3 protein-coding genes are annotated in these 2634 nt (G+C 34.1%); 1 reads left to right on the top strand and 2 read right to left on the bottom strand.

Annotated features, from left to right (window positions below; translation table 11 throughout):
- A partial coding sequence (locus tag E1171_RS03180) for a PQQ-binding-like beta-propeller repeat protein (protein ID WP_155204009.1) occupies nt 1-960 on the top strand: 960 nt, incomplete at its 5' end.
- Nucleotides 961-1068: 108 nt separating this feature from the next.
- Here E1171_RS03180 and E1171_RS03175 read toward each other — a convergent pair.
- Both E1171_RS03175 and E1171_RS03170 read right to left on the bottom strand, forming a co-directional pair.
- Nucleotides 1069-1818, bottom strand: a complete 750-nt coding sequence (locus E1171_RS03175; RefSeq protein WP_155204007.1) for a LytR/AlgR family response regulator transcription factor — start codon at nt 1816-1818, stop codon at nt 1069-1071.
- Nucleotides 1818-2634: sensor histidine kinase (locus E1171_RS03170; protein WP_222931362.1), on the bottom strand; the 817-nt coding region annotated here is incomplete at its 5' end. The genes E1171_RS03170 and E1171_RS03175, both read right to left, overlap by 1 nt.

The following is a 2634-nucleotide window of genomic DNA, read 5'->3' as shown; positions in this document are numbered from 1 at the left end:
CATGGAGATAAAATTTTCTTTAACAGCGGTGATGGTAATATCTATGCCCTAGATAAAAACAATGGTGAGCTAGTTTGGAAATTTACCACGAATGGGGAGAAAAAAGCAGACTTCTGGGACTTCTTTTTATCTTCTCCCATTGTTCACAACAATCTCCTTATTGTAGGAAGTGGTGATCACCATATTTATGCTTTAAAAGCCGATAGTGGAGAAATGGTCTGGGCCTACAAAACAGAAGGTGTTGTTCATGCGGCTCCCATAGTGAATGAGGATATATTGTATATTGGAAGTTATGATGGTATTTTTTACGCTTTAAATTATGCCACAGGTACTCTAATCTGGAAATTCGACACCATGGGCTCCAGAGTTTTCCCAGAAGGAGCTATACAAAGAGCTGCTTCCATTTATAAAGATGCGGTAATCTTTAATTCTCAGGACCACAATCTTTATGCTCTCAATAAAAAAACAGGTAAAGGACTCTGGAATAGACGAGAAACTGGAGGTTACATCGTTACCAAACCTTTGGTTTACAAGGACAATCTATATATGGGTAGTTCGGATTCTCATCGCTTTTACTGTTTACAGGGTTCTAATGGTAAGAAAAATTGGCTAATAAAAAATAACATGAGAGTATTTGGAACTGCCGTAAATCAAGGAAACACTATTTATTATGGAAGCTTTGATGGAACCTTGATAGGGGTAAATGCAACAAAAGGAAATGTTGTATTTTTTTTCCAAACCAAGGAAAGTAAAGCCAAATACCATACAATATTTAAACCCAATGGAAAATTCAGAGATGATTTTAAATTATATGGAACATTAGAAAATGAACTTAAAACTGAAAAAGCCATTCAATCTTTAGGGTCCATTCTTAGTACTCCGGTGATAGAAAATGATATTATATATTTTGGAGATGCGAATGGGCACTTTTATGCAGTAGATTTAAAGGAAAGTATGTAAATATTTAGCCTTTCATCAATGGACTTTTTGTATTAAGAACTACATAATTCCAGTAATCAATGAGCCTTCCGTTGAAATTTAATTAATCAGGAAGGCTCTTTTCCTTTCCTATTGATCCAACCATTGCTTAAAAAGAGAATACTTACCAACACTTACAAACACATCTCCATCAGTGGCTGGGGTTAAATTCAATTTCAGCTTACTTTTTGAATAAACACTGATTTCCTCAATCGCCTCATAGCTAACCATAAATTGCCTATTAACTCGAAAAAATAAAGTAGGATCAAGCTCCGTCTCCAACTGTTGCAATGTGGATTCCACATAGTGGGAGCGTCCATTATGCAGAGTAACATAAACATCATTTCCCTGGGCCTGAAACCAAGCTACATCCTTTAATTCTACAACTTTTATTTTGTTCCCAACTCTCAAAGAAAAGCGACTTCGAAAATTAGGTGTTTGATTACACAAAGCAGCTAACAAGGCCTTTGCATCAATGGAGTTTCCTATTTTTAATTTTTTATATTTTTCTAAACTGTTTTTTAGATCTATTGGCTGTATAGGTTTTAATAAATAATCTATACTATTTAATTGGAAAGCCTTAATAGCATATTCATCATAGGCAGTCGTGAAAATTACAGGAGTATCAACCTGAACTTCTTCAAATATTTCAAAAGCAGAGCCATCTGCCAATTGAATATCCAAAAAGATTAAATCAACTTGAAAACCCTGAAGCCATTTTATCGCCTGGCGTACTGTAGATATTTTTGCTAAAACCGTAATTTCCGGATCTATTTTTTGCAATTCCTTCTCTAGTTGGATGGCAGCCACCTTCACATCTTCTATAATTACCACTTTCATTATTCTTCTTCTTTTATAAGGGGAATTTTAGCCAAAAACTCATTTTTTGATTTAATAAATTCAGGTATCAATTCAGAAACCAAATTGTAACGTTCCTTAAGGTTCTTTAATCCGGTATTTGTTGATGTTTTTATTTCCCTCTTGGGCTGTAAATTATTTTTAACTTCTAGCAGGGCATCCTTAATATCAATCCTAATAAGCAAGGGATTATCATCCGATATTTCATTGTGCTTAATTGCATTTTCCACCAGCACCTGAAGACTTAAAGGGGGAACCAGGTCATTAAGGTGCAAAGGGTCAAGGTCCACCGCTAAGATTAAGTTCTCCTCGTGTTGCATCTTATGTAAGAAAAAATATGACCGCACAAATTCCATTTCTCTGTGAAGAGGCACCAACATGTTTTCCTTTTCCTCCAATACATAGCGATAAATCCTTGAAAAATGATGAATAAATGCAGCTGATTTTTCTGTTGAAATATGAATAAGAGAGTTTAAAGTGTTTAAAGAATTAAATAAAAAATGGGGGTCCAATTGATGTTTCAAAGCCACAAATTTTGACAAAATATGTTTTTTTTCAATCCGCTCATGAGCTAGTTGGGATCGATTCCATTCTTTAATAATAAAAATACCGTTTAGGCATAAGTATAACACAAACGTTAGGACATTAGCAATGATTAAATTTCTAAAAAGCTGCTTATGAATTTCCTCGTAATTAAAAAAATAATCCGCCACGAATACCCAAAACAAAACAATAATGTTTGCAAGAAAAAAATCAAGAATTAAGGTTAGCAATAACTTTTTAAGAAAATTCCTTTTC

The organism is Xanthovirga aplysinae, from assembly GCF_009711365.1.
GTDB classification, from domain to species: domain Bacteria; phylum Bacteroidota; class Bacteroidia; order Cytophagales; family Cyclobacteriaceae; genus Xanthovirga; species Xanthovirga aplysinae.
Note: the sequence above shows the minus strand (reverse complement) of the source record. Positions and strands in the feature narration are given on the sequence as shown.